Source organism: Uliginosibacterium sp. H1 (genome assembly GCF_036017065.1).
GTDB lineage: Bacteria > Pseudomonadota > Gammaproteobacteria > Burkholderiales > Rhodocyclaceae > Uliginosibacterium.
Genome location: NZ_JAYXHR010000003.1, coordinates 306,632 through 331,433 on the forward strand (window position 1 = coordinate 306,632; position 24,802 = coordinate 331,433).

The 24,802-nt window shown below is 68.2% G+C and carries 19 protein-coding genes; 9 read left to right on the forward strand and 10 right to left on the reverse strand.

Annotated elements, in window-relative coordinates; translation table 11 throughout:
* Positions 1-165 precede the first annotated feature (165 nt).
* The 7 genes from cysS to VVD47_RS18130 all read left to right on the forward strand — a co-directional run bounded on the left by cysS (position 166) and on the right by VVD47_RS18130 (position 7,207).
* Positions 166-1,557 (forward strand): cysteine--tRNA ligase, encoded by a 1,392-nt coding sequence (cysS, locus tag VVD47_RS18100; protein ID WP_327604915.1) that lies wholly within the window; start codon positions 166-168, stop codon positions 1,555-1,557.
* A gap of 183 nt (positions 1,558-1,740) precedes the next feature.
* Positions 1,741-2,361 carry a ParA family protein gene (locus VVD47_RS18105; RefSeq protein WP_327604916.1) on the forward strand — a complete coding sequence of 207 codons (621 nt, stop codon included), beginning with the start codon at positions 1,741-1,743 and terminating at the stop codon, positions 2,359-2,361.
* 57 nt (positions 2,362-2,418) lie between these two features.
* Entirely contained in the window at positions 2,419-2,940 is a 522-nt protein-coding gene (locus VVD47_RS18110; RefSeq protein WP_327604917.1) for a GNAT family N-acetyltransferase, read from the forward strand.
* Between the two features lie 252 nt (positions 2,941-3,192).
* Entirely contained in the window at positions 3,193-4,584 is a 1,392-nt protein-coding gene (locus VVD47_RS18115; protein ID WP_327605128.1) for a circularly permuted type 2 ATP-grasp protein, read from the forward strand.
* Between the two features lies 1 nt (position 4,585).
* Positions 4,586-5,530, forward strand: coding sequence for an alpha-E domain-containing protein (locus VVD47_RS18120; protein ID WP_327604918.1), 945 nt, complete (start codon positions 4,586-4,588; stop codon positions 5,528-5,530).
* A gap of 39 nt (positions 5,531-5,569) precedes the next feature.
* Positions 5,570-6,361, forward strand: a complete 792-nt coding sequence (locus VVD47_RS18125) for a transglutaminase family protein (protein WP_327604919.1) — start codon at positions 5,570-5,572, stop codon at positions 6,359-6,361.
* Between the two features lie 114 nt (positions 6,362-6,475).
* Positions 6,476-7,207 carry a proteasome-type protease gene (locus tag VVD47_RS18130; RefSeq protein WP_327604920.1) on the forward strand — a complete coding sequence of 244 codons (732 nt, stop codon included), beginning with the start codon at positions 6,476-6,478 and terminating at the stop codon, positions 7,205-7,207.
* A gap of 41 nt (positions 7,208-7,248) precedes the next feature.
* Here VVD47_RS18130 and VVD47_RS18135 read toward each other — a convergent pair whose 3' ends face one another.
* From VVD47_RS18135 to VVD47_RS18145, 3 genes are all read right to left on the reverse strand, one after another.
* Positions 7,249-7,896 carry a hypothetical protein gene (locus tag VVD47_RS18135; protein WP_327604921.1) on the reverse strand — a complete coding sequence of 216 codons (648 nt, stop codon included), beginning with the start codon at positions 7,894-7,896 and terminating at the stop codon, positions 7,249-7,251.
* A 247-nt stretch (positions 7,897-8,143) separates the two neighbouring features.
* Positions 8,144-8,989, reverse strand: a complete 846-nt coding sequence (locus VVD47_RS18140; protein ID WP_327604922.1) for a sulfurtransferase — start codon at positions 8,987-8,989, stop codon at positions 8,144-8,146.
* 20 nt (positions 8,990-9,009) lie between these two features.
* Positions 9,010-9,960, reverse strand: a complete 951-nt coding sequence (locus tag VVD47_RS18145) for a transglutaminase family protein (protein WP_327604923.1) — start codon at positions 9,958-9,960, stop codon at positions 9,010-9,012.
* A gap of 257 nt (positions 9,961-10,217) precedes the next feature.
* Here VVD47_RS18145 and VVD47_RS18150 point away from each other — a divergent pair, with 257 nt between their 5' ends.
* Positions 10,218-11,843, forward strand: coding sequence for a methyl-accepting chemotaxis protein (locus VVD47_RS18150; RefSeq protein WP_327604924.1), 1,626 nt, complete (start codon positions 10,218-10,220; stop codon positions 11,841-11,843).
* Between the two features lie 42 nt (positions 11,844-11,885).
* Here the strand turns inward: VVD47_RS18150 and VVD47_RS18155 are convergent, their stop codons facing one another.
* From VVD47_RS18155 to VVD47_RS18170, 4 genes are all read right to left on the reverse strand, one after another.
* A complete protein-coding gene (locus VVD47_RS18155; RefSeq protein ID WP_327604925.1) occupies positions 11,886-14,345 on the reverse strand; it encodes a circularly permuted type 2 ATP-grasp protein in 2,460 nt (819 codons plus the stop codon).
* Between the two features lie 171 nt (positions 14,346-14,516).
* Complete coding sequence (locus VVD47_RS18160; protein ID WP_327604926.1) at positions 14,517-17,954, reverse strand: transglutaminase family protein; 3,438 nt, start codon at positions 17,952-17,954, stop codon at positions 14,517-14,519.
* A 232-nt stretch (positions 17,955-18,186) separates the two neighbouring features.
* Positions 18,187-19,302, reverse strand: coding sequence for a DUF6607 family protein (locus tag VVD47_RS18165; RefSeq protein ID WP_327604927.1), 1,116 nt, complete (start codon positions 19,300-19,302; stop codon positions 18,187-18,189).
* A gap of 295 nt (positions 19,303-19,597) precedes the next feature.
* The gene (locus tag VVD47_RS18170) at positions 19,598-21,124 is read right to left on the reverse strand and encodes a DegQ family serine endoprotease (RefSeq protein WP_327604928.1); all 1,527 of its coding nucleotides are present in this window, start codon (positions 21,122-21,124) and stop codon (positions 19,598-19,600) included.
* 346 nt (positions 21,125-21,470) lie between these two features.
* Between VVD47_RS18170 and VVD47_RS18175 the strand changes: the two genes are divergently transcribed.
* The gene (locus VVD47_RS18175) at positions 21,471-22,082 is read left to right on the forward strand and encodes a DUF4136 domain-containing protein (RefSeq protein WP_327604929.1); all 612 of its coding nucleotides are present in this window, start codon (positions 21,471-21,473) and stop codon (positions 22,080-22,082) included.
* 71 nt (positions 22,083-22,153) lie between these two features.
* Here the strand turns inward: VVD47_RS18175 and VVD47_RS18180 are convergent, their stop codons facing one another.
* The 3 genes from VVD47_RS18180 to VVD47_RS18190 form a co-directional block, all read right to left on the reverse strand.
* Positions 22,154-23,605, reverse strand: coding sequence for an ATP-binding protein (locus VVD47_RS18180; protein ID WP_327604930.1), 1,452 nt, complete (start codon positions 23,603-23,605; stop codon positions 22,154-22,156).
* Positions 23,602-24,261 (reverse strand): response regulator, encoded by a 660-nt coding sequence (locus tag VVD47_RS18185; protein ID WP_327604931.1) that lies wholly within the window; start codon positions 24,259-24,261, stop codon positions 23,602-23,604. The genes VVD47_RS18180 and VVD47_RS18185 overlap by 4 nt, the downstream gene beginning before the upstream one ends.
* 188 nt (positions 24,262-24,449) lie before the next feature.
* Positions 24,450-24,758 carry a hypothetical protein gene (locus VVD47_RS18190; protein WP_327604932.1) on the reverse strand — a complete coding sequence of 103 codons (309 nt, stop codon included), beginning with the start codon at positions 24,756-24,758 and terminating at the stop codon, positions 24,450-24,452.
* Between the last annotated feature and the right edge of the window lie 44 nt (positions 24,759-24,802).

Here is a 24,802-nt window from a genome sequence, read left to right on the forward strand (position 1 = left end):
TGGTAGAGTCGGTCGCAGGTTGCCGGGAGGCTGTCCCGGCAAATGGCGCGATTCTACTGTAGTCGCGGGGGCGCGCCCATCGGCGCTTGCCACCCTGCCGACACTCCGGGCGCCGGTGTGCGCCTCGCGCAACACGGCGGTCGGGAAGACACAACACCGATAAAAATGCTGCGCATCTACAACACGCTCAAGCGCGAAAAGCAGGACTTCACTCCTCTGGAACCCGGCAAGGTCCGCATGTATGTCTGCGGCCTGACCGTCTACGACTACTTCCACGTCGGCAACGCCCGCACCCTGACCGTCTTCGACATGGTCTTCCGCTGGCTGCGCGCCACCGGCTACGACGTGAAGTACGTGCGCAACATCACCGACGTCGATGACAAGATCATCGAGCGCGCCAACAGGAATGGCGAGTCCATCGAGGCGCTGACCGAGCGTATGGTCGCCGCCATGCACGAGGACTGCGACCGCCTCGGCATGCTGCGCCCGAGCGCCGAGCCGCGCGCCACGGCGCACATCGACAACATGCTGGGCATCATCGGCGAGCTGGTGGAGAAGAAGCGCGCCTACCCGGCCGACAATGGCGACGTGTATTACGCGGTGCGCGAATTTCCCGGCTACGGCAAGCTTTCCGGCAAGTCCATCGACGACCTGCGCGCCGGTGAACGCGTGGCGGTCGACGGCCACAAGCGCGATCCGCTGGACTTCGTGCTGTGGAAGGCCGCCAAGCCGCAGGAGCCGCACTGGTGCTCGCACTACGGCAACGGCCGTCCCGGCTGGCATATCGAGTGCTCGGCGATGAGCCGCGCCGAGCTGGGCGACACCCTGGACATCCACGGCGGTGGCTGGGACCTGCAGTTCCCCCACCACGAGAACGAGATCGCCCAGAGCGAAGGCGCCAGCGGCAAACCCTTCGTGAATTACTGGATGCACGCGGCCTTCCTCAACATGGACAACGAGAAGATGTCCAAGTCGCTGGGCAACGTGTTTACCACCCGCGAGATCCTCAACAAGCTGGACCCGGTGCAGGGCGGCGAGGTGCTGCGCTACTTCCTGCTGCGCGGCCACTACCGCAGCGAGATCAACTACACCTGGGACACGCTGCAGGACGCCCGCGCCTCGCTGCTGGCCTTCTACAACACGCTGCGCGAAGTGCCGCCGGCCGCCGCCGGTCCGGATGGCGTCATCGACTGGAGCCTGCCGCAGGCCAGGGCCTTCCGCGACGCGATGGACGACGATTTCCACACCGCCCAGGCCTTCGCCGTGCTGCACGAGCTGCGCGGCGAGGTGAACCGCACGCGATCGCCGGAACTCGCCGGCCTGCTGCGCGCGCTGGGCGGCACCGTCGGCCTGTTGCAGCAGGATGCCACCCGCTTCGTGCAGGGCGGCGCCGCGCAGGGGGACGATGCGGCCGAGATCGACGCGCTGATCGCCGCGCGCAACGACGCCAAGAAGAACCGCAATTTCGCCGAGGCCGACCGCATCCGCGACGAGATCAAGGCGCGCGGCATCGTGCTGGAAGACAGTCCGCAGGGCACGACCTGGCGACGTGCCTGAAGCCTGACGATCCGGCGTGCGGTGCGTGCGCTGGAGCAAGCCGGAATGCCGTAGCGCCCGGCCACGCTTCATTTCGCCAGGCTGCGGCCGCTAACTCCGGGACACTGCATCGCGGTGTTCCGACCCTGCGCAGGGTGGTGGATCAGGTGTACTTGTCGCTGTCATCTTCGGGAGAACGTGGGCATGCAAGTGATTCTGGTGGCGAACCCCAAGGGGGGCGTGGGCAAGAGCACCCTGGCAACCAACCTCGCCGGCATGCTGGCGCATCGCGGGGAGGATGTCCGCGTCATGCTGGGCGACACCGACCGCCAGCAATCCACCCGGTATTGGCTGGCGCGCCGTCCCAAGGCCCTGCCCACCATCTCCAGCTGGGACATCGAGGCCGGCCAGCCGGCCAAGCCGCCGAAGGGCACGACCCACGCCGTCCTGGATACGCCGGCCGCCCTGCATGGCGGGGCGTTGAAGGATCTGCTGAAGCGCGCCGATCGTCTGGTGGTGCCGCTGCAGCCATCGATGTTCGACATCCTGGCGACCCGCGACTTCCTGAACGAGCTTGCCGAGTTCAAGGCCTCGCACGGGCTGCCGATCGGGCTGGTCGGCATGCGCCTGGATCCGCGCACCCGTTCGGCCGAGCAGTTCCTGCGCTTCGTGCAGACCACCGGCCTGCCGCTGGTCTCCGCATTGCGCGACACGCAGAACTATGTCCACCTGGCGGCCTACGGCATGACGGTCTTCGACGTCGGCACCGTCCGTGTCGAGAAGGATCGCGAGCAATGGCAGGCCATCGATCACTGGGTGCCCTAGCCCGCATGACGCATCAGCTGTTCTCCTGACTGACTTCCGGACCGCCACGCCCCCTTCATGCAGTTCGTCCCCTGTTCGCTGGACACCCACGGTGCGGCCATCCTGGCCATCTTCAACGAAGCCATCGTCACCTCCACCGCGCTCTACGACTACCAGCCACGGCCGCCCGAAAGCATGGTCGGCTGGTTCAAGGCCAAGGAAGCCGGGCACTTTCCGGTCATTGGCGCTGTCGATGAATCAGGAGCCTTGCTGGGTTTCGCCAGCTACGGGAGTTTCCGCGCCTGGCCGGCCTACAAGTATTCGGTCGAGCACTCCGTGTATGTGCACCACGCGCATCGCGGAAAGGGCATTGGCCGGGCCTTGTTGCAGGAACTGATCAAGGCGGCTGTCATGCAGCAGTATCACGTGATGGTCGGCGGCATCGACATGGAGAACCGCGGCAGCATCGCCTTGCATGAGTCGCTGGGTTTCACGCATGCGGGCACCATCCGGCAGGCGGGTTTCAAGTTCGGCAGGTGGCTGGACCTCGGCTTCTACCAGTTGTTGCTGGAGACACCGGCCCGGCCGGTAGACGGCTGAACGACAGCACCGACGCCCGCCAGTACCAGCGGCCATGCACCGTTCTGGTCGGTCTTGCCATCGGTGGCTCCCTGCGATGGTGCGGTAACACGGTGGTTCCGCAAGTCCTGCACCGGAAACGGCAGGTGGATTGCTTGGCACAGTTCTCGCTGTTACAAAGCCAGATGTGCAGCGCAGCATGAGGAGGAGTCCTTGAGCCCCACGGCAAACCGCAAGGAGGCGTCCGCCTCCTATTCGAAGTTCTACGACGAGATGCACCTGCCGGATGGCAGCGTCCGTCCGTACTACGCCGGCTACCAGAAATGGCTCGACGGCGTATCTGCCGAGCGTATGGCCCGCAAGCGCCAGGAAGCGGATGCGCTGTTCCACCGCTTCGGCATCACCTTTGCCGTCTATGGCGAGGAGGAGGGGGCCGAGCGCCTGATCCCCTTCGACGTGATCCCCCGCATCATTCCCGCGGACGAGTGGCAGAAGCTCGCCGCCGGCCTGCGTCAGCGCATCAAGGCGCTCAACGCCTTCATCGCCGATATCTACCACGACCAGGAAATCATCAAGGCCGGCAAGATCCCGCCCGAGCAGGTGCTGTCCAATGCGCAGTACCGGCCGGAGATGCAGGGGGTCGATGTACCCAATGGCATTTACGCGGCCATCGCCGGGGTGGACATCGTGCGCGCCGGCGCCGGCGAGTTCTACGTGCTGGAAGACAACCTGCGGGTGCCTTCCGGCGTCAGCTACATGATCGAGGACCGCCGCATGATGATGCGGTTGTTCCCGGAGCTCTTCAATCGCCACCGCGTCGCACCGGTGGAGCACTACCCGGACCTGCTGCTCGACACGCTGCGCAGCGTCGCGCCCAAGGGCGTGCCGGACCCGAACGTCGTGGTGCTGACCCCGGGCAGCTACAACAGCGCCTACTTCGAGCACGCCTTCCTCGCGCAGCAGATGGGCGTGGAGCTGGTGGAAGGGCAGGACCTCTTCGTGCGCGACGGCCAGGTCTTCATGCGTACCACCCAGGGCCCGCAGCGCGTGGATGTCATCTACCGCCGCATCGACGACGACTTCCTCGACCCGCTCGCCTTCCGTCCGGACTCCATGCTCGGCGTGCCCGGCCTGCTCAACGCCTACCGCGAAGGCGGCGTGACGCTGGCCAACGCCATCGGCACCGGCGTGGCGGACGACAAGTCCATCTATCCCTACGTGCCGGACATGGTGCGCTTCTACCTGGGCGAGGAGCCGCTGCTCAACAACGTGCCCACCTACATGCTGCGCAAACCGGACGACCTGGCCTACGTGCTGGAACACCTGCCGGAACTGGTGGTCAAGGAAGTACACGGTGCCGGCGGCTACGGCATGCTGGTCGGCCCGGCCTCCACCAAGGCGGAGATCGAGGCCTTCCGCGAACGCATCATCGCCTCGCCGGAAAAGTACATCGCCCAGCCGACGCTGGCGCTGTCTACCTGCCCGACCTTCGTCGATGCGGGCATCGCGCCGCGCCACATCGACCTGCGGCCCTTCGTGCTGTCCGGCAACGAGGTGCGCTTCGTGCCCGGCGGGCTCACCCGCGTGGCGCTGAAGGATGGTTCGCTGGTGGTGAATTCCTCGCAGGGCGGGGGTACCAAGGACACCTGGGTTCTGGAGGCCTGACATGCTGAGCCGCACCGCCGACCACCTGTACTGGATGTCCCGCTACGTCGAACGCGCCGAGAACCTCGCGCGTCTGCTCGACGTGAACAACCGCATGTCGCTGATGCCGCAGAGCGAGCGCGAAGTCGAGCGCATGTGGATCGCCACGCTCGACTCCATCGGCCTGCTGGACGCCTATCACCAGCGCCACGAAGAAGTCACGCCCAACGACGTGCTGCGCTTCATGACGCTGGACCGCGACAATCCCGGCAGCATCTTCAGCTGCCTACGCAGCGCGCGCGAGAATGCGCATGCCGTGCGCGGCACCCTGACCAGCGAGCTGTGGGAGATCACCAACGCCACCTGGCTGAAGCTGCGCAGCTACTCGCTGGACCAGATGGACGTGGATGGCGCCGAGCAGTTCTTCGAATGGGTGAAGATGCGCTCGCACCAGTCGCGCGGTTGCACCTTCGGTACCATGATGCGCGACGACTCCACCAGCTTCCTGCGCCTCGGTACCTTCGTGGAGCGTGCCGACAACACCGCGCGCCTGCTTGATGTGAAGTACCGCTTCATCAGCGAGGCGCCGCGCCGCGACGAGGCCGGCGAGTACTACCAGTGGAGCGCGCTGCTGCACTGCGTGTCGGCCTTCGAGATCTACCGCCGCGTCTATCGCGACCAGATCACCCCCACCCGTGTGGCCGAGCTGCTGGTGCTGCGGCAGGACATGCCGCGCTCGCTGGCCTACTGCATGGACGAAGCCTACGGCTGGCTGCAACGCGTGGCCAACCAGCGCTCGCGCGAGACCGAAAGACGCGTCGGCGAGCTGGCCTCCCAATTGCGCTTCGGCCGCGTCGAGGACGTCTTCAAGGGCGGCCTGCACAGTTTCCTGACGACCTTCATCACCCGCGTCAACGATCTGGGCAACCGGATCGCCAGCGACTTCCTCGTTCCGATCACGAGTTGAAACGAGTACCGAACGACGACTGCCAGAAGGAGAGTAACGATGCTCTACCAGATCCGTCACGAAACCCGCTGCCGCTTCGACAGCCCCGCCAGCTACAGCATCCACAAGCTTCGCGTGACGCCGCGTGAGGACGCCGGGCAGCGTCTCAAGCGCAGCCAGATCATCGCGCCGGCGCGCTGTAGCAAGAGCCACGATGTGTGGGGCAACACCGCCCACCTGATGACGCTGACCGCGCCGCATGACGAGATCGACGTCATCTCCCTGTCCACGCTGGAGACGGTGGACGCCGGCCCGCAGCTCGCGGCGCATGGCGGCCTGGCGCCATTGGCCTTCCTGGCAGAGACGCCGCTGACCGCGCCGGACGAAGCCCTGCGCGAGTTCGCCATGCAACACCTGGGGGGCGGGAGCAGCAACCGCCTCGGCGCCGTGCGTGAATTCCTGTCCGCCGTGACCGAGCGTGTGCCGTTGGCCGCAGTGCCCTGCGAGGGGGCCCGTCCGGCCTTCTCGCGCGGCAACGGCGCGGCCTGCGACCAGACCCATGTCTTCCTGGCGGCCTGTCGTACCGCCAGCATCCCGGCGCGTTTCGTCAGTGGCTACCTGCTGTCGGAACTGGACCACGCCACCGGCCATGCCTGGGCGGACGTGTGGCTGGGCGTCGACTACGGATGGATCAGTTTCGACGTCAGCAACGCGCGCCTGGCCGACGGCAATCTCGTCCGCCTCGCTGTCGGGCGTGACCGGCTGGAAGCCTGCTCGCTGCGCGGCTCGCACCAGGGCGGCGGCGTGGAGGCTGTCGAAGAGCGCATCAGCGTGACGCGGGTACGCAACTAGACCGCAGCGTTACGGACTAAGCTTCCATGCAGGATGACGGGGCGCCGCAGCAGGTGCCCCGTGTTTTTGTAGACGCCCGTTGCGCGATGGGCGCTTCGACGAGAGAGGCCAAGGATGACCTACTGCGTGGGCATGAACCTGGATGCGGGGCTGGTGTTCCTGTCGGACTCCCGCACCAACGCGGGTGTCGACAACATCAACACCTTCCGCAAGATGAACGTGTTCGAGCGGCCGGGCGAGCGGGTCATGCTGTTGATGACTTCCGGCAACCTCGCCATCACCCAGACGGTGGTGTCGCTGCTCAAGGAGCAGATGGCCTCGCACGATGCGAATCTCAGCCTGTGGAACGTGCCCAACATGTTCGAGGCCGCGCGAGTGGTGGGCGATGCGATGCGCGAGGTGTACCGCCGCGACGCGGAGGCCCTGCAGCACTTCGGTGTCGACTTCTCCGCCAACGTCGTGCTGGGCGGGCAGATATTCGGCGAGCCGCCACGCCTGTTCCAGGTCTATTCCGCGGGCAACTTCATCGAGTCCACCGAGGAGACGCCGTACTTCCAGATCGGCGAGACGAAGTACGGCAAGCCCATCATCGACCGGGTGTTGCGTCGTGAAACGCCGCTGCCCGTGGCGGCCAAGTGCGCGCTGATCTCGATGGATTCGACGATCCGTTCCAACCTCTCGGTCGGCCTGCCGCTGGACCTGGTGGTGGTGCGCACCAACGAATGCAAGGTGTCGATCCACCAGAAGATCGTGGCCGAGGACCCTTACTTCCGCATGATCCGCAACCACTGGGGCGAGGCCTTGCGCGAGGCCTTCGTCCACCTGCCGGAGCCGGACTGGCAGTAACGCCAGCACTTGCCCCGCAAGTGCTGGCGTGACGAGCGGCCTCAGCCGAGCACCAGCACGCCGACGAGGATCAGCACGCCGCTGAGCATCATGTAGGTCGGCGCGCGGTTCACCGGCTTGCGGGGCTTGGCGGCGCGAACCCGCGCCTGCTTTTCCATCTGTTCCTTCAGCGAACGCTGGCGCTTGCCCTTGGGCGTCGGTGCTTCGTCCGGCACGACCTCGGTCGGCGGGGCGGTGGTCACCGAGGCCGGCACGGATCTCACGAAGGAGGTGACCGGTTCCGGCGCGGGCGCGGCGGCGGCCAGCTCGGCGCTGTTGTAGGCCGCGGCGTAGAAGGACAGCGCGTGGTCGAGCTGGGTCGGCGTGTACATGTCCGCCTTGTCCGGATCGAAGCCCGAGTCGGACAGTGCGCGCGGTGCCGGCGGGGCGGCGACCGGCGTGGAGGGCGGTGCGCTGACTGCTTCCGGCTCGCGCTCGATGCGCACATGCAGGCCGATGGTCAGCAGTTCCTTCACATAGGATTTCGTTTCATCGGCCGGCAGGTTGCGCTTCAGGTACAGCGTGCGGCCCGAGAAGAGCTGGTCGACCTGCGTCGGGGCCAGCCCGAGGCGCGAAGATGCGCGCGTGCGGACGAGTGCCGGCCGCCGTCCGGGCAGGATATCGCCCCGGAATACGATTCTGTAAAGCACGGTCATGGTGGTCTTTGTTGTTGTAGTGGTCTGCGCAAGGCTCCGATCGCGTTGCCTGACGATCCCCCCTTCGCCTTGCGCGAACAGAGTCTGCCACCACCCATGACGACTCTGCGAGTCACGCTGATCAGCGGATGCAATCTGTCACATTGTGTTGCCGCCGGTCCCCGGAAGCCGACCGCACGCCGCTGGAAGTGTTTGTGGAAAGCCTTGCTGGCAGGGCTTTACGGCCAGTCCGGCGAGTTGCCTAGGCGCGTTCCACCGGACGCGAAGGCTCGCTGCACCATTCGCTCCACGACCCCGGATAGAGCATGCCGCCAGCCAGCCCGGCGACCTCCAGTGCCAGCAGGTTGTGGCAGGCCGTGACCCCCGAGCCGCACTGGTGCACCGCCTCGGTGGGCGGCGTGGCGCCGAGCACCTGCTGCCACTCCTCGCGCAGTTGCGCGGCGGACTTGAAGCGGCCGTCACCCTCCAGGTTGTCCTTGAAGAAGCGGTTGCGCGCACCGGGAATATGGCCACCGACCGGGTCGAGCGTCTCGTTCTCGCCACGGAAGCGATCGGCTGCGCGTGCATCGACGATGAGCTGCGTGGCATCGCCGAGTCGCGCCAGTATTTCGTCGGCATGACGAACGGGTACGCGGGAGGGGGCCTCGTACTGCGTGGCGGCGCTGCGAGGCGCCGGGGCATCCGTGTCCAGCGCGTGGCCGGCGCCGGTCCATGCGGGCAGGCCGCCGTCCAGGACCGCGACGGCTTCGTGGCCCAGCCAGCGCAGCATCCACCATAGCCGCGCGGCGAACATGCCACCCTGGGCGTCGTAGGCGACGACCTGCGTGGCGGGGGTGAGCCCGAGCGCGGCCATGCGGGCGGCAAAGTCCGCGCGGGCGGGCAAGGGGTGGCGTCCGTTGCGGCCGTTCTTCGCGCCGGACAGGTCGCGGTCAAGATGGAGGAAGAACGCGCCGGGGATGTGCCCTTGCGCATAGGCTTGCTCGCCTGCCGTCGGGTTCGCGAGGTCATGGCGCACGTCGAGCAGCAGCCAGTCTGCGCGCGGATCGCGCGTGGCCAGCGTGTCGGCGGAAACCAGTCGGGTGTGCATGTTCGTTCAGTCCGTTTCCGTCACGCCGCTTCGGACTCGGCGGCTTCCTGCCGGTCCCGCACTTCTTCGATCAGGGAGTCCAGCGAACGCAATTCCGCCGGCATGACGGTGACTTCCACGTCCACCTCGTGGTCGGAGCCGCCGAGGATCACGCCACGCATCGGCGTCACGTCGGTGAAGTCGCGGCCCCAGCCGAGCACGATGTGCTCGTCCTGCGGCTGGCAGTCGTTGGTGGGGTCGAATTCCACCCAGCCCTGGCCGGGGCACCACAGGGCGATCCAGGCGTGCGAGGCGTCGGCGCCGATCATGCGCGGCTTGCCGGGGGGCGGCGTGGTCAGCAGGTAGCCGCTCATGTAGCGCGCTGCCAGACCCAGCGAGCGCAGGGCGCCCAGCATGAGGTGGGTGAAGTCCTGGCAGACGCCGCGCTTCTGCTGCAGCACCTGCAGGACCGAGGTGCCGACCGTGGTGGCCTTCGGGTCGAAGGTGAACTCGTCGAAAAGGCGGCTGTTCAGCTCCCTTGTCGCTTCCAGCAAGGGGCGGCCCGCGGTGAAGCTGGGGCCGGCCCACGCCCGGAGCGCGTCCGCGGTGGGCACCAGGGGCGAGGCCTGCGTGCATTCCACGGCATCCAGCGGCGCGTCGCCCGGATACCGCGCCAGTTCGGCCACGACTTCTTCCCAGGCCGGGCCGGGCGCCTCCCGGTGGGCGGCCGGGCGTCCCTGCAGTTCCACCGTGCTGGCGGCCAACACGCGCAGGGTGTCGTGCGGTTCGCTCAGCGTGACATGGACTTCCTCGGTACCGAACCAGTTCTGCCGCACGCGCCGCTCGGCCGGTGCGGGGCTGATCGCCAACTGGTGGTGGAGTACGCGCTGTTGTTCCGTCTCGCGCGGGACGAGGTGCAGCAGGTGCTGGGCCAGCGAGACGAACGCGCCGTAGCGGTAACGCGTGTCGTGGAGGACGTGGTAACAGGGCATGCCGCTACTTTACGCGAGGGCGTGCGTGGCCGCCTACGGGTGTTCTGGCGGGCGCTACGCTGCACGGCACCGTACGGTGGCGTCTGGCTCTGCAACTGTCAAACAGCGTGAGAAAACGTTGTTTCCGGGCCCCGGGCCGGGGTGATGGCTCAAGTATGACAAAGCGGTGTCGTTGTGCTTCCGGGCAGGCGGGACAGGCGCCGGCTGCGGGCAATGCAGCCCGCGGCGCGCGGTTCTGCCAGATCGGGGAGGCAGTCATGTGGTTCGATCATCTGAGTTTTCGTAGCAAGCTGGGCCTGAATTTCCTGCTGGGCAGCGGCACCCTCGTCATGGCGTTGCTGTTCTGCATCTACGAGATCGGCACCATCAACGCAACGGTCGACGAGCTCGGCGAGGACTCGGTGCAGTCCCTGCGCTCCGCGTCGATGGTCTCCCAGCTGCGCCTGCGCTACCGCGTGCGCAGCTTGGAGGTGATGACGGCTGCATCGGACGCCGAGCGCGAGAAGCTGGCAACCTCGATGCGCGAGCTGGACGCGCAGCTCAAGAAGGAGCTGGAGGCGCAGCGCGCACTGGCCGACGACGACAACGACCGTGCCCTGGTCGGCAAGATCGACGAAGCCGCCGCCGCCTATGCGGCAGCGGTGGAGCGGGGCACTTCCCTGTTGCAGGCGGGCAACCGCGACCAGGCCCTTGCCGTCGCGCTGGGAGAGTGGCCGAAGCTGGCCAACGCAACGCGAGACGCCACCGATGCGCTGGAGAAGTTCAAGCAGGAGGAAGCCCTGCAGCGCGCCGCCCTGGCGCGTGCCGCGGGCAAGTCCGCGCAGACCTGGGGCTGGGCGGCACTGCTGCTGTCCACGTTGATCGCGGTGGGCTTCTCCATGTGGTTCTCCGCAAGGGTTTCGCGGCGCCTGACCGGCGTGGTGCAGGTGACGCGACAGATCGCCGACGGCGACCTGTCGGTGGATGTGCGCGAGGGCGGAAGGGATGAGATCGGCCACCTGACCCAGGCGATGCGCGCGATGCGTGACGCGCTGCGGACCTCGGTGGCCGAGACCCGCAGGCAGGCGGACGAAGTGGCGGAGGCCTCGCAACTGCTGACCAGCAACGTCGGACAGATGGAAGTGAACAGCCATGCGCAGAGCTCGGCGGCATCGGCGATCGCTGCCAACATCGAGGAACTGACCGTTTCGATCACCCACGTGTCGGACAACACCAACGATGCCAGCGCGCTGGCGGCGAATGCCGACCAGAAGGCGGCCGACGGCGCCAGGACCATCGCGCGCGTGGTGTCGGAGATCCAGAACCTGGCCCAAGTCGTGACGGCGGCGGCCACGCGGATCGCGGACCTCGAAGGGCAGTCCGCGCGCATCTCCAACATCATCGTGGTCATCCGCGAGATTGCCGACCAGACCAATCTGCTGGCCTTGAACGCCGCCATCGAAGCCGCCCGCGCCGGTGAGCAGGGCCGAGGCTTCGCCGTGGTGGCCGACGAAGTGCGCAAGCTGGCCGAGCGGACTGCGATGTCCACCTCGGAGATCAGCCAGATGATCGGCAACATCCAGACGACCACCCGCGAGGCGGTGACCGAGATCCAGCACGGCGTGCGCTCGGTGGACCAGGGTGTGGGCCATGCCAACTCGGCGGGCAGCGCGGTGGAAGAACTGCGCACGATCGCCCGGCAGGTTGCCGATCTCGTCGCCGAGATTGCCACCGGCCTGCGCGAGCAGTCGGCGGCGTCGACGGACGTGGCGACGAAGGTGGAGCAGATCGCGGTGCATGCGGAGGAGATCAGCGCCGGTACCGGCTCCACCAGCGAGGCCGCCCAGCGTCTGAGCAGCGTGGCGCAGAGCATGCAGAGCACTATCAGCCGCTTCCGCGTCTGAGCGGAGCACAGCCCGGGCGACCCGCGACCCGGGAGGTTCGCTTCAGGCGCTGATGCGCGTGCTGCGCACGTGGCTGAAGAAACGCAGCGACAGTTCGTCCGACAGGTTGGAGGTGGCGTCGCGCATGCTGTCCAGCAGGCTGGCCAGGGCCGATGAACCGTGTTGCAGGTCGAGGTCCGGGTCCAGTCCGAGCAGGGCCTTGTGGGCCTCGACGAGCGGCCTGCCCGGCATGGGGCCGAGGCTGCCCGCCAGGCGGCTGAGGTATTCGGTGAGCCCCAGGCTCTGGAACACCAGCGCCCGCGGATTGGACTCGTCGCGCACCAGCAGGTCCAGCACGGCCAGCCATTCCGGCTGGGCGAGGTAGCGCGAACGGTAGGTCACGATGCTGTCGGACACTTCCAGCAGCCATTCGGGGCTGGCGTCCGCGCTGCCGGCGAAAGCGCTTTCGATGGCCAGCGACTGGAACTGCAGGCGCTCGATGCGCCGGCCCAGCGACAGGAAACGCCAGCCGTGGTCGCGGGTCATGCCGTCCAGCGCGAAGCCGGACAGCGTCATGAAGCGGTTGATCAGGTCGTCCAGCATCGCCAGCGCCTCGAACACGCCCATCTGGTTGTGCGGTTTGCGGGCGATCCGCGCCGTCAGTGCATTGAGGGTGCGCCAGTTGTCCAGCGACAGGCGCTCGCGCAGCGAGAAGCCCACGCGCGACAGGTACTGCACGTGGCAGGCCAGGCCGGCCGCCATCTCCACGTCGGTCACCGCGCGCACCAGCTGGCGCGGCACGGCCCAGCGGCTGGTGGTCTCGGCATCGATGATGCCCATGCGCTTGCCCAGGGTGTCGATTCCTTGCCAGGTGGCGGAGCCCTCGCTGTCATCCACCACGCGGGCGAGGGCGACGCGCAGGTAGCGGGCGAGGTTGTCGCAGCGCTCCGTGTAGCGCCCGAACCAGAACAGGTTCTCGACCACGCGGCTGGACAGGCCGGCACCGCTGCGCACCAGGTCGGTCGCGCGGACCGGCCGGTGCAGCAATGACAACTGGGTGGGCGGCTCGTCGCCCAGCACCCACACGTCCTTGCTGCCGCCGCCGCGCTGGCTGGACAGGATGCGCAGGTCGTCTTGCGACGACGTGCGGGCCAATCCACCCGGCATCACCACGTAGCCCTGCGGCGTGGCCACCGCGAACACGCGCAGGCCGACCGAGCGGGGCAACAGGCGGCGGCCGTGCTCGCGGTCGAGCACCGGTGCGCGCGACAGCTGCACCAGTTCCTGCGCCACCATGTCCTGCGGCGCGCTGCGTACGCGGCGTGCCAGGTCATCCATGCGGCCGGCATCCAGCTTGTCGCCGAAGACCGGGCCGAAGGGCCGCTGCGGCATGGCGCCCTTGAAGACCAGGTGGTCGGCCTGCTGCAGGGCGTCTTCCATCGCGGCGTTTTCGCCACACCACCAGGTGGCGACGTTGGGAATCGCCAGCGATTCGCCCAGCAGGTGTTCGCACAGGCCGGGCATGAAGCCGTTGAGCGCGCCGGACTCCAGCACGCTGGTGCCCAGCGCGTTGGCGACCATCACGTTGCCACGGCGGATCGCCTCCACGAGGCCGGGAATGCCCAGCGCGGAATCCGCGCGCAGTTCCAGCGGGTCGCAGTAGTCGTCGTCCAGGCGGCGGATGATGGCGTGCACCCGCTGCAGGCCGGACAGTGTCTTGAGCCACACGCAGCCCTCGCGCACCGTCAGGTCGTGCCCTTCCACCAGCGGGAAGCCGAGGTAGCGCGCCAGGTAGGCGTGCTCGAAATAGGTCTCGTTGTACGGCCCCGGCGTCAGCAGCACCGTGCGGCAGGGCTCGCCGTTGCGCGGCGCCAGCTGCTCGAAGCTGTCGCGCATGGCGGCGAAGTAGCCGGCCAGGCGGCGCACCTTGAGGTCCTGGAACAGGTCTGGCAGCAGGCGCGAGACGATCAGCCGGTTCTCCAGCGCGTAGCCGGCGCCGGACGGTGCCTGCGTCCGGTCGCCGATGACCCACCAGTGGCCGTCCGGCGAACGCGCCAGGTCCACCGCATAGGTGTGCAGGAAGATGCCGCCGGCCGGTTCGATGCCGTGCATCGGCCGCAGGTAGCCCGGGTGGCCCAGCAGCAGCGAGGGCGGCAGGCGGCCTTCGCGCAGCAGGTCCTGCGGGCCGTAGAGATCGGCCAGCACCCGGTTGAACAAGGTGGCGCGCTGGGTCACGCCGCGTTCGATCTCGCGCCATTCCGCGGCCGGGATGATCAGTGGCAGCGGGTCCAGGTTCCACGGGCGGTCCGCACCCTGCGCGTCGCCGTAGACGTTGTAGGTGACGCCGTTGTCGCGGATCTGGCGGTCCACCTCGCCGAACAGCGAACGCAGTTGCGGCGGCGTCTGCGCCAGCAGGCGCTCGTACAGGCGCTGGTAGTGGCCACGCGCGCTGCCGGCGGCCGCGAACATCTCGTCGTGGCGGTCATCGTCGGGAGGGTAGTGCGCGAGCAACTGCTGGGGCATGGCGGCGAAAGGTCTTTTGCAGCGGCGCTCTTGTCGCGAAGGGCTGCAGGGCCTTCTGCGGGGCGCACATCGGGAGCACGCAGGCTAGCACGGCCTTCCGCCGGGCCAATACGCAAGAATACGCAGGCGGCTGCAATTTGCGGCCGCCTGGCGCCCCGGGTGCCAGCCTGGCTAGCCGGGCACTGCCCGCCGCAGGTCCAGCGTGAACGGGAAGTCCGGGTTGCGTGGTTCCTCGCTGACCTGCACCTTGCCCGGCGTGTGGCCCATGCGGAAGAAGCGGTTGAGGCGGCGGGCCTCGGCTTCGAAGGCGTTGATCGGGAAGGTGACGTAGTTGCGGCCGCCGGGGTGGGCGACGTGGTACTGGCAGCCGCCCAGCGAGCGGTCCATCCAGGTGTCGACCAGGTCGAAGGTCAGCGGGACGTGCACGCCGATGGTGGGGTGCAGCGAGCTGCTGGGCCACCAGGCGCGGTAACGCACGCCAGCGACATATTCGCCGACGTTGCCGGTGGGTTGCAGCGGCACGATGCGGCCGTTGCAGCTCAGCACGTGGCGGTCGCCGACCAGGCCGTCCACCTTCACCTGCAGGCGCTCGACAGAGGAGTCGACGTAGCGCACGGTGCCGCCGGGTGCGCCTTCTTCGCCCATCACGTGCCAGGGCTCCAGTGCCATGCGCAGCTGGACGTCGACGCTCTTGGCGGCGAAGTCGCCCAGCTTGGGGAAGCGGAATTCCAGGTGCGGGGCGAACCAGTCGGACTGCAGCGGGTAGCCGAAGTCCTGCAGTTCGGTCATGACGTCCTGCAGGTCTTCCCATACGAAGTGCGGCAGCATGAAACGGTCATGCAGCTCGGTGCCCCAGCGCTTGATGCGCGGCGGCTGGTAGGGGTGCTGCCAGAAGCGGCTGACCAGTGCGCGCATCAGCAGTTGTTGGGTGAGGCTCATCTGCGCGTGCGGCGGCATTTCGAAGGCACGCATCTCCAGCAGGCCGAGGCGGCCGCTGGACGAATCCGGCGAGTACAGCTTGTCGATGCAGAACTCGGCGCGGTGCGTGTTGCCGGTCACGTCGATGAGCAGGTTGCGCAGCAGGCGGTCGACCTGCCAGGGCGGCGCGGCACCGGCCCATTGCTGCGACAGGCGCTGCATTTCCCGGAAGGCGATCTCGATCTCGTACACCGAGTCGTTGCGTGCCTCGTCGATGCGCGGCGCCTGGCTGGTCGGGCCGATGAACATGCCGGAGAACAGGTAGGACAGCGCCGGGTGGTTGTGCCAGTAGGCGATCATGCTGGCCAGCACGTCGGGCCGGCGCAGGAAGGGCGAGTCGGCCGGGGTGGCACCGCCCAGCACGAAGTGGTTGCCGCCCCCGGTGCCGCTGTGGCGGCCGTCGAGCATGAACTTCTCGGTCGACAGGCGCGTGTGGTGGGCGGCGTCGTAGAGGTGGGTGGTCTGGTCGACCAGCTCGGTCCACGAGGATGCCGGGTGGATGTTCACCTCGATGACACCCGGGTCTGGCGTCACGCGCAGGGTGGTGAGGCGCGGATCCTTCGGGGGTTCATAGCCTTCGAGGACGACCGGCAGGGCCAGTTCGTCGGCAGTCGCCTCGATGGCGCTGACGATCTCCAGGTAGTCCTCCAGCGCGGCGGTCGGCGGCATGAAGAGGTAGAGCTTGCCGTCGCGTGGCTCCGCGCACATGGCGGTGCGGGTGATCCAGCCGGCGGACCGGAAGGCGGCCGGTGCGGCATCGGGCGAAATGTTGCTGCGGCTGCGCAGGCGGTCCGCCTCGCGACGCTTCAAGCCGGCCACGCCCCCCACGCCTCCGAGGCCCTGGGGGTCATCCAGCTCTGCGTACGGGTCGTGCTGCAAGGCGTTCCAGGCTGCGCCGTTGGCGTCCTCCGCACGGTTCAGCGTGCGCAGGCGGCGGTAGGGCGGCAGCGGCGGGAAGCTCTGGGTCGGGTCCGGCTGGTGGATCCACGGGTAGTCGCCCTGCTTGGCCCAGGGCTGCGAGTCCAGCGGCAGGCGGTAGCCGAGCGCGGAGTCGCCGGGAGTCAGGTAGCAACGTTCCTCGCGCAGGAACCACGGACCGGTCTGCCAGCGATCGGGGGCGGTGTGGCTGCGCGCGATCGGCAGCACCCAGCCGACGGTCTTGTCCAGCCCTTCGGTGAACACCTTGCGCAGGCGCTCGCGCTCCAGCGGGTCGGCCAGGCGGGCGTCGAAGGGGTCGACGTTGGTGGGGAGGCGGCGCTCGCGCCACAGGTAGTACCAGACGTCCTCGAAGGCGGGGAAGACGTATTTCGATTCCAGCCCGAGTTTTTCGCTGAGGGCACGCAGGAAGCCGGCGGCCTGTGCCTCGGTGACGCCGTAGTCCTTCTTCTCGTCGGCGAAGAGTTCCGGCTTGCTCCACACCGGCTCGCCGTCCTTGCGCCAGAACAGGTTGAGCGACCAGCGCGGCAACTGCTCGCCGGGGTACCACTTGCCCTGGCCGTAGTGCAGCAGGCCTTCCGGCGCGTACCTGGCCTTGAGCTTGGCCAGCAGCTCGGCGGACAGGCCGCGCTTGGTCGGGCCCAGCGCGTCGGTATTCCACTCGGCGCCGTCACGGTCATCCACCGACACGAAGGTGGGTTCGCCGCCCTGCGTGAGACGCACGTCGTGGAGGTTCAGGTCGCTGTCGATGCGCAGGCCCAGTTCGCTGATGTCCGCCCACTGTTCGTCCGTGTAGGGTTTGGTCACCCTTGGCGCTTCCCAGATGCGGTCCACGCGCATGTGGTGTTCGAACTCCACTTCGGCCTGCTCCAGCACGCCGGTGATGGGCGCGGCGGAGGAGGGCTCCGGCGAGCACGCTAGCGGGATGTGGCCTTCGCCGGCCAGCAGGCCGGAGGTGGGGTCGAAGCCGATCCAGCCGGCACCGGGCAGGTATACCTCGCACCAGGCGTGCAGGTCGGTGAAGTCGACCTCGGTGCCGGAGGGGCCGTCCAGCGACTTCACGTCGGGCTTCAGCTGGATCAGGTAGCCGGACACGAAACGCGCGGCCAGGCCGAGGTGGCGCAGCAACTGCACCAGCAACCAGCCGGAATCGCGGCAGGAGCCGAGCGCCTTGTCCAGCGTCTGCTCCGGCGTCTGCACGCCTGGCTCCATGCGGATGGTGTAGGCGATGTCCTTCTGGATCATCTGGTTCACCGCCACCAGGAAGTCGATGGTGTGCTGCTCGGTCTTCGGCACCTTGTCGAGGTAGGCGGCGAACTTCGGCGTCAGCGGTGCCTTGACGAGGTAGGGCGCCAGCTCGGTCGCCAGCGATTCGTCGTACTTGAAGGGGAAGTTGGTGGCGCCGGGTTCCAGGAAGAAGTCAAAGGGGTTCAGCACCGCCATCTCGACCACCAGGTCGATCTCCACGCGGAACTCGGTGGTCTTCTCCGGGAAGACCAGGCGCGCCAGGTAATTGCTCTGCGGGTCCTGTTGCCAGTTGATGAAGTGCTTCTCGGGCGTCACCCGCATGGAATAGCTGAGCACCCGCGTGCGCGAATGCGGCGCAGGGCGCAGGCGTACGACCTGGGGGCCGAGCTGGATCGGCCGGTCGTACTTGTAATGGGTGATGTGATTGAGCGCGACGTGGATCGACATGGACTCTTCTCCGGGAGACTGCCTGGTACGTAGCAATTAGCGTGCACAGCGACGATGCCCCGGCTCGCGACGCTGGCACCGGCTTCTGGCACCAAAGCGAGGCCGGGTATCCGGGCCTGGGGGGATTGTGCACTGCAATGAGGCAGAGCGTGCGCCCCGGCTGTTACGGCCGTGGCGGGCGAGGGGGCGGGCAACGAGTCGGAACGTGGTGGCTGGCGCCTGCACCGGGCTTTCAGCCGGCACCGCTGCCGAGGAAGGGCGCGATGATCGCCCGCACCTTTGCCTCCGCCGCGACGGCGTCGAAGGCCTTGCCCTCGTTGTAGGCGTCGGCCTCGGCGAACAGCGGCTCGAACAGCGCCTGCTGGCCGATCCGGTCGTGCAGTACCAGCCGGTCATGCCTGGCCTGCAACTCGCGGAACACCCGGCGCACCACCGCCCAGTAGGCGGCGGTGTTGCGCCAGTATTCGTCGCCGGCCGCCAGGCTGGGCGCGGTGATGCGCTCGTAGCGGTCCAGCCCGAGTTCCTCGGCGATGTAGCGCGGCTCGCCCGCCGCCGGGCCGGCCACCCGCTTGCGGTTCTCCTGCTGGTGCAGCCAGCCGGCACTGGTGAGGATGATGCGGTGCTCGCCTTCCATCACCGTGTAGTCCTTGCGCGTGGTGTGTTCGCGACGTGGCAGCGGACGCAGTTCGCGCGAGCCCGTCCATTGCGACAGGTTGCCGCGGTGCTCCCATTTCCCGTAGGCCTCGTAGCGTGGCGAATCGTCCACCTGCGACACCGCTTGCGACCAGGTGCCGGCCGCCTCGCCGGCGGCCAGCTTGCGGCGTACCCAGGTGTCATCGCCGTTGTAGACGTGCAGGTCGGTGTCCTCGAAGGTCCAGTCCTGTCGCCAGTGCTTCATCACCATCGGCCCGGCGACCGTGCCGTCGGGCTGGCGGAAGTACATCACCAGCATGTGCTGCAGGCTGATGAAACGGCCGGTGTCCTCGATGACCCGCACCTGTTCCGTCGCCCAGGAGTGGTAGGGCCGCGCGAGCTTGAAATCCTGCGTGAGGCCCAGGGTCTCCATGAAATGAAAGCTGGTCTTGTAGTCACCGGCCAGCGACAGGATGGCGGCACGGTCGCGCTCGAACGGTGTCTTCGCTGCGGCGATTTCGGCCAGCGGCAGCGCGCGGGGTGGCGCCAGCGTCACCGGCGTGCCATGCGTCATGCCGCCACCGGGCCGGGCCTGTGCCACGGGCAGTTCGCCCCAGCCGAACAGGAAATCGGTGGTGGGCGCAGGCGTGGTCTGCGCGGGCGTGGCCGGTGCTGGTGAGGATTGCCCGGTGCCCGGGTTGGCGACAGCCTGCATGGCATGTGCGAGCAACGCAGCGCTGACGAGCAGGGCGGGAATCCGAGTGGAAATCAGGGAGGGAGTTCGACGTGCGGCCATGATGCGACAGCCAGAAGCGGGAGGACCGTCAGTGTCGCGCGGAAGCGCATCCAGGCCAAGCCTGCAGGACCGCCGCGCCCGCCCTGTGCCGCGGATGGCCGGGCAAGTCGGGGGGCAATGTGAGGGGCAAGGCGAGGGGGCGGCGCCCGAAGATCGCCGCCCCGCCTGCCACAAGGCTTGAAGGCCTGCCCGGCACGTGGCCGGGCTGCCGGCATCAGCCGATGCGCACCGGCACGAAGATGCGTGCGTCGCCGCGCTGGATCAGCAGCGCCACCGACTTGCCGGCGTCGGCCACGATGTTGCGCACCTGCTCGGCGCTGCGTACCGGCGCGCCGTTCACCGACAGCAGCACGTCGCCCGGTTCGATACCCGCGCGTGCTGCGGCTCCGCTGACGTTCTCCACCACCAGGCCGCCGCTCTGGCCGTCCTGGCGTTCGTCCGGCTGCAGGGGCCGCAGGGCCAGCCCGAGGCGGCCCTTCTGCGGCTCGGCGGCGGCCTGCTTCGCGGCCTTGCCTTCGTCGAGCGCCGCCAGGGTGGCGTCCAGCTTCATGGCTTTGCCGTCGCGCCAGACATCCAGCGTCACCTTCTGGCCGGGCGAGGACGCGCCGATCAGTGCCGGCAGGTCGCCGGAGCCGACGATGGGCTGCCCGTTCACGCTGCGGATGACGTCGCCTTCCTTAAGGCCGGCTTTGGCTGCCGGGCCCTTGGCGTCGACCCCGGACACCAGCGCACCGGCCGGCCGGTCGAGCTTGAAGGAATCGGCCAGCGACTGGTTGACCTCCTGCACCGAGACGCCCAGGCGTGCATGCGTGGCGTGTCCGCTGGCGACGATCTGCTGCTGCACCCGCATGGCGACGTCGACGGGGATCGCGAAGGACAGGCCCTGGTAGCCGCCCGAGCGCGAATAGATCTGCGAGTTGATGCCCACCACCTCGCCACGGCCGTTGAACAGCGGCCCGCCGGAGTTGCCGGGGTTCACCGCCACGTCGGTCTGGATGAAAGGCACGTAGTTCTCGTCCGGCAGGCTGCGGCCCTTGGCGCTGATGACGCCCGCGCTCACGCTGTTCTCGAAGCCGAAGGGCGAGCCGATGGCCAGCACCCATTCACCCACGCGCAGGTCGTCGGCGGCAGCCAGCTTCACGGTGGGCAGGTCCTTCGCGTCGATGCGGATCACCGCCACGTCGGTCTTCGGGTCGGAGCCCAGAACTTTGGCGCGGAACTCGCGACGGTCGGTCAGCTTCACCGTCACCTCGGTGGCATTGCGCACCACGTGGGCGTTGGTCAGGATCAGCCCGTCACTGCTGATGATGAAGCCGGAGCCCAGCCCGTGCTGTGGCATCTCCGCCTGCGGATCGCGCGGGCGCCCGTCCGGCGTCATGAAGCGGCGGAAGTACTCGAAGAACGGGTCGTTGCCGAAGGGGTCCTGCGGGGTCGCGACAGCGGGCGCGTCGTCCTCGTCGTCCTGTTGTGCCATCTGTGCCTTGCTGGTCACGGTGATGTTCACCACGGCCGGGCCGTAGCGCTGCACCACGCCGGCGAAATCGGGCGCGCCGGCAAGCGGTGCGTTGCTGGCCGCCTGGTTCGCAGCGGGTGCGGCCGGTGCAGGCATTGTCGCCGCCGCGGCAGGGGTGATCGGCGAGGCGTCCACCGAGTGGTAGGCGACCATGCCACCGGAGACCACCAGGCCGGTGACCAGCAGGGCGACGAGTGTCTTGCGGGGTGTGACGGTTGCGGCGTTCATGTGAGTCTGCTCCTTGTGTCCGTGTCGATTCAACAAGCCCGGCGTCTTCTCGCATCGGGCATGGGGTGAGTCTGGCGGAGCAGACTTAGGCGGAGCTTAGGAGCGCATCAGGAACACCTCAGGAACCCGGTGGGGGCGCCAGCGAACCGTCCGCGAGCAATGCCGCTGCACGCCATCACGTTTCGCACGGGAATGTCCATGGCATCGGAAGGGGCATGGCGAGCGGTGAATTCACCTATCATCAACAACGGGGTTTCGCCGGGATCTCCACAGTCGTTTCCACGGCAGGGCGCAGGGTTTCCCGCCGCTTCTGCCATCGTTCCTGAACCAGCCTTTGGAGTTGAGCATGAATGTACGCAGGAAGATTCTGGTCACCGCGATGGTCCTGGCCGGGGGCCTGACCCTCGGCGCCTGTTCCACCTTCAGCCTCGGCAATGCCTGGCGCGCGCCGGACTTTGCCGGCCCGCCCATGAAGAACGTCCTCGTCCTGGGCGTCAGCAACAGCGATGCCAGCCGCCGCATCTTCGAGGACGGCATGAGCCAGGCCCTGAAAGCGGCCGGCGTCGGTGCCACGCATGCGTACGCCACGCTGCCGGAGGGCGGCAGGATCGCCGATGAAAAAATCAAGGCCGCGGTTGCCCAGACCAAGGCGGACAGCGTGCTGATCACGCGCCTGCTGCGCGTGGACCAGAAAGCCGAAGTGACGCAACCCGTGGTGGCCGGCGGCTACTACCGCGCGGGCTTCTATGGCTGGTACGGCTCGGCCTGGGGTGGCATGCCGGCAAGCGTGAGTACCTACAACGTGCTGACGCTGGAGACCACCTTGTGGGACACCCGCAAGGAATCGCTGATCTGGAGCGCGACGACGGAGGCGATCCAGCCTTCCGACATTGCGAAGGCCACGCAGGACATGGCCAAGGTGCTGATCGAGCGGATGAAGAAGGACGGCGTGATCTGACGTCACGACAGGGCGCAGGCGTCCGGCCGGGGGGCTTCTCCTCGCCCGGCTTCCTGCGCGCTGACCCCCGTCTACTGCTGTCCGGCAGGCACCGCCTCCAGGCGCAAGCTCGCGCGCAGCCCGCCGAGGCGGGGCGAGCGATCCAGCACGACGCGGCTGCCATGCCGCTCGGCGATGGCCTGCACGATGGACAGCCCCAGCCCGCTGCCGGCGATGCCGGGGTTGTCGCCGCGGTGGAAGCGGCTGAACACGCGGCCGCGCTGGTCCTCCGGGATGCCCGGGCCGCTGTCCTCCACCTGCAGCAGGGCCGCGTCCTGTCGCCCGCCTTGTGGCAGATCTCCGCCCGTGGGGGCCGGGCGCAGCGACACGTCCACCACGCCGCCTTCGGGCGTGTACTTCACGGCGTTTTCCATCAGGTTGCGCAACAGGATGCGCAGGGCTTCCGCGTTACCGGTCGTCGCCAGCGGTGTGTTCTCACTGACGCCCAGGTCGATGCCGCGTGCCTGGGCCTGCGGCAGCACGTCACCGAGTGCGAGCTGCAACACCTGGCGCAGGTCGACCTGCGTCACCTCGCCGTCGGCGGCCTCCGCGCGCGCCAAGGCCAGCATCTGCTCCACCAGCCGCGTGCTGCGGTCGATGCCTGCCAGCAGGCGCTCACCGGCGACGCGCCGCGCCTCGTCGTCCGGCGCACGTTGCAGTCCTTGCGCCTGCAGGCGCAGCGCGGCCAGCGGCGAGCGCAGCTCGTGAGCGGCATCGGCAACGAAGGCCTGCTGGGCGTCCAGGCTGGCGCGCACGCGGCCGAACAGGGTGTTGATCTCGTCCACGAACGGCAACAGCTCCTCCGGCAGGCCCGTGGTCGGCAGCGGACGCAAGTCGCTGGCGCTGCGACGCGCCACCTGTTCGCGCGCCTGCGCGATGGGCGTGGTGGCGTGGCTGATCAGCCACCACACGCCGAGCAACAGCAGGGGGACGACGATCAGAAGGGGCGTCACCGTGCGCAGGGCGAGCTGGCGCGCCTGGCCATCGCGTGCGGCCATGTCGTGCGCCACCTGGATCACGTGGCCGTCGCCCTGCAGGGACAGCACGCGGAAACTGCGGCCGTTCGCCTGCACGGTGGAGAAGCCGAGCACCGCCTGCTGCGGCAGGATGCCGCTGGCGGCGGAGCCGAAGATGCGCACGCCGTCGTCAGACCAGGCCTGGATGAACAGGTCGAAGCCGGCACCGTTGCTGCGCGGGCTGAGGTCCTGCGGAGCCGGCGGCAGCGGCTGGCCGCTGCGGATGGACAGCGCGATCTGCTGCATGTGGTAGTCGGAAATCCGGTCCACCTCGGTCAGCGCCATGCGGTACACCACGGCCGCCTGCACCAGCGTCGCCGCCGCGATGGCGGCGAAGAGCAGCCATAGCAGGCGGCGGCGCAGGGAATAGGCCGGCAAGGCCTGGCCCGTCGTCGCGCTGGCGGGCAGCACGGGCCCTTCCGCGGTTGTTGGCAGGTCGTTCGGGCGATCGTTCGTGTGGTCGTTCATTCGCGGGGTGTCAGGTAGCCGAGTCCGCGCACATTCTGGATCAGGTCGGCGCCCAGTTTCTTGCGCAGGCCGTGGATGTAGACCTCCACCGCGTTGCTGCTGATCTCGTCCTTCCAGCTGAACAGCTTCTCCTCCAGCTGGGCGCGCGACAGGATCATTCCCGGGCGGGCGATCAGGGCTTCGAGGATGGCCCATTCGCGTGCCGACAGCGGCACCGCCTCGCCGTCGCGCAGCACTTCCTTGGTGCCGGGGTTGATGCTCAGGTTGCGGTAGGCGTAGACCGGCTCCGCCCGGCCGGCGCTGCGGCGGATCAGTGCGCGGATGCGGGCGAGCAGCTCGTCGATGTCATAGGGCTTGACGATGTAATCGTCGGCACCGGCGTCCAGACCGGCGATGCGTTCGGCCACCGCATCGCGCGCGGTGGCGATCAGTACCGGCATGCGCTGGCGGCGGGCGCGCAGGCCACGCAACACGTCCAGCCCGTCACGACGCGGCAGGCCCAGGTCCAGCAGCACCAGGTCGTACTGCTGGCTGCCGAGGGCCGTGTCGGCCATGACGCCGTCGCGCACCCAGTCCACCGCGTAGCCCGCGGCGCGCAGCTGGTCGAGTACGGCTTCGCCGATCATGCCGTCGTCTTCCACGAGCAGCAGTCGCATGGTCCGGGCGTCCTTGGTGAGGGTTGATGCGATCCGACGCGGTCGTCGACCGCCACGGCCGTGGCGATCGACATGCAGGCGGGATGCTGGGCCATGTTGGCGTCGGCGTCCATGCCTCCGCATGAGGCCTCGCACAGGCGGCGACGCAGGCAGTGAAGCGTGACCGCCCGTGCGGGGAGGGCTTCACCTCATGACTTCTGCGGGGTCGGGCTGCGGTGTGCCTGGGCCTTCGTCGCCCTGACGTGGGACTTCTGCGCCTTGGTCGCGCTCGCGTGCGGCGATGCCTTGGACTTGGCGTGGGGCGCAGCGGTCTTCTTGTGTTGCGTCTTGCCCGGGTGGGATCTGGCGGGCTTGCCTGAGACCGCGGGAGCTGCCGTGGGAGCTGCACTGGGCGAAGTGGCGCTGGCCTGCGCGGGCATGTCGGCAGCCATGGCGCTGGCGCCAGCGACGGACATGCCAAGGGCGAGGAGCAGGGCGGAAAGGCTCGTGTATTTCATGGCGACCTCCAGGTGTCAGGTGACGGCAGCGATGTGCTGCCGTT